This window comes from Acetobacter tropicalis (genome assembly GCF_001580915.1).
Classification (GTDB): Bacteria; Pseudomonadota; Alphaproteobacteria; order Acetobacterales; family Acetobacteraceae; genus Acetobacter; species Acetobacter tropicalis.
Map to the genome: position 1 here is coordinate 1 of NZ_LHZQ01000092.1, position 2,786 is coordinate 2,786.

General features: G+C 34.5%; 1 protein-coding gene. It reads right to left on the reverse strand.

Translation table 11 applies throughout. From position 1 onward, the window contains the following. Positions 1-277: 277 nt before the first annotated feature. Positions 278-2,353, reverse strand: a complete 2,076-nt coding sequence (locus tag AD944_RS00710; RefSeq protein WP_169796346.1) for a glycosyltransferase family 61 protein — start codon at positions 2,351-2,353, stop codon at positions 278-280. Positions 2,354-2,786 lie beyond the last annotated feature (433 nt).

The following is a 2,786-nucleotide window of genomic DNA, read 5'->3' on the forward strand; positions in this document are numbered from 1 at the left end:
CCCGCTCAGGCGAGCCAGGCGCTCTTCAACATCAAAGAAACCAGACTGCTTCATAAACCATACCTCTAATCAACGCATGGGGTATGGAATCACACAGAAAAGCCCAAAACTAGAGGGTTTTTCGAACCCTCCATCTACACCGACACGCACAGTCATTAGGGTTTGTCCTGCGTCCCATACCTGTAGCCATGCAGCCTGCTGTTTCTTAGAAAGCGGTAGGAATTAGAAATTTCTACCACCCAATTTTATAAACTCATTCCCATTTAAAATACATCAATCAACGAAAACGAAAAAGCTCTTTGGGAGCTACTAAATTAGCCTTTCTTTCCTCATATTTTTCTATTTCATCAAAAAATCTAATTAATTTTTCCTTATTTACGCTATAATAAAAATTCCCTTTATTATCATTATATTGATGATCAGCATAACAAATGAAATTTCTATCATTATATATTCTACCCAAATTAACCTGCACTTCTGTTAAAGGATTAATTGTTCCTATCGTCATACCAAACGGATTATATACAGAAGCATGTTGTGCTGATCCATGCTCCCCAATCTGGCAACTTGTCTGAGCCATCAACTCTATTTGCTCTTCGATTTTCAGCTTTTCTGGTTGAATTAGATCGAATCCCCTAGACTTGGCAGTTTCTTCAAAAAAATCTTGCTCCAAGAATATTCTCTGGTTGACTTTTTCCGTTTCCCAAGATTTCCGTGACAAACATACACGCCGGAAGGGCTTAGACGAAATAAACTTTTTTGATATTCCATCATAAAATTCTTTGATAAACGGATGAAATTTGTAGTTTTTATGCGGATAGGATGCTGCAAATAAATTTTTAAAACCAACAACTTCAGTTTCATGGTTAAAAAAAACAAAAGAGGTCTCTTCTATGTTTAGAAAATATTTAAGCAGATCAACACCCCAGCGAGGCGTTTTCTGAGGTAAAATTATTTTTTTCCCATAGAAGTCATCACCTAAATATTTTTTTATAAGACCGATCCTTGGCAAATCATCAACAATATAATGCCCATAACACCCATACCCTGCACTAAACCCAATTATTGTTTCATCCTCAACTACACGTGCAACATTATTACCATTAGGCTTTTTCCAGAAACCCCCATGATGTTCCTGCTCTGCTACAGAGGACAAATAGCTTTCAAAATCTACATATTTATCATTTACCCAAAGGCAAGCATGCCCCGATAAATAAGCATCTTGTAATTTCAATACATCTAACGTGGGAAGTGCATATGGAACACTTGTTTGATTTGTAATATGGCTATGTAAATCACCTCCTATTAAACATACGTTATCACTTTTTGCTGTATAGAAATTCTCAGAAACACATGACGTATCTTCTTTTACACAAATAAAAACATCATTTAACTCTTTAGATAACGCTTTAAATGATATTTTTTTAAATGCATCTTTTTCTGATAAATTTTCTTCCTCCATATTCGAATTTACAAAAGCATTATATATTTCATTTTCTATGAAATTAATTTTTTCTTTTTCAAATTCTTTTATGTTATAGGCATAATAATCAAGGAAAAACGTATGAAAAGCATTTCTACTGGAAAATGACTCGTAGTTGAACTCTTTATGCTCTTTCATTGTTTTCTGCTTTTTTATTAACTCCAACAGATATGCCTCATAAAATGAACTACCTTTCCCCGCGAAAAGAAAATTTTTATTCACCCCACTACTGTCATAGACAAAACACAAATTACAATCCTGGATTAAAGGCTTAATACTCGTTTGAGCAACAGAGCAGACATCAGCTGATATACCACCTTCTTTGAATAACGAAGCTATTAGGAAAAAATCGGATTTAGCTTGAGATATTCCTATAGAATTATAGACTTTTTCGACAACTCCACCAAATTCTTTCCGCAAATATGCGGAGGCTTTTTCATCATCATAACAAATATACAAAAAATCTTTATTCTTATTATAGAACCCAACATTAACAACAGATGTATAGTCATAAAACTCTTTATCTGGACGACATTGCCTTATATACTTTGGGTAAAAACCATCATCTTTCAGAAAATGAATTTTATTTCTAAAATTATTATTTTTCAAAAGGAATTCAAAAAAACCATCCCACTTGAAACCCATCTGCCGTTTCAAAACATAAACACAGCTATTAACTATAAAATCCGCTTTGTTTTCTTCTAAAAAATCCGATAATTCCTCATCTTCGAATTTTATATTCTTTTCTTCCATTATAAACGATTTTAACTTAGCAAGAAGACTTGGCCTCATTTTCTTTTGTATAAATGCAACATGCTCTTTCAAGAAATTTATTTTCCACTCCAAAAGCTGTTTTTCATCAAAAAACATGGACATCTTACCTTCTAACAAAATTTTATTTTCTAAATATGATTTTATTAGGCATTCTACCATTTGAAAAGGCTTTAAAAATTATAACAGCCTCTTGTGGCTTATCCATTTTCCTATCTCAAAAAATCAACAAAACAGGACTAGAAGCAACATATTTGATACTTCCTGTCTAAATTAAAAAATTGTAAATTAGTATCTGCAAAAAATTCTTGAAATTTGCGACCCCAAAGGGCTCTGTTGCACAATTCAGTCTATCGGCGTGACGAGGCGGTTATAGAGTTTTCCGTTACGCGACTGCTTGTGTGAGTGGTGTTCCGAGTGCTGTGAAGCGATTGAGGGCGGCGATCCGGATGTGAACTTTGGCAATCTGACGGTCGAAATCGCGTGCGGTCAGACGTGGAGGGTTCGAAAAACCCACTGGTTTTGGGTCTCT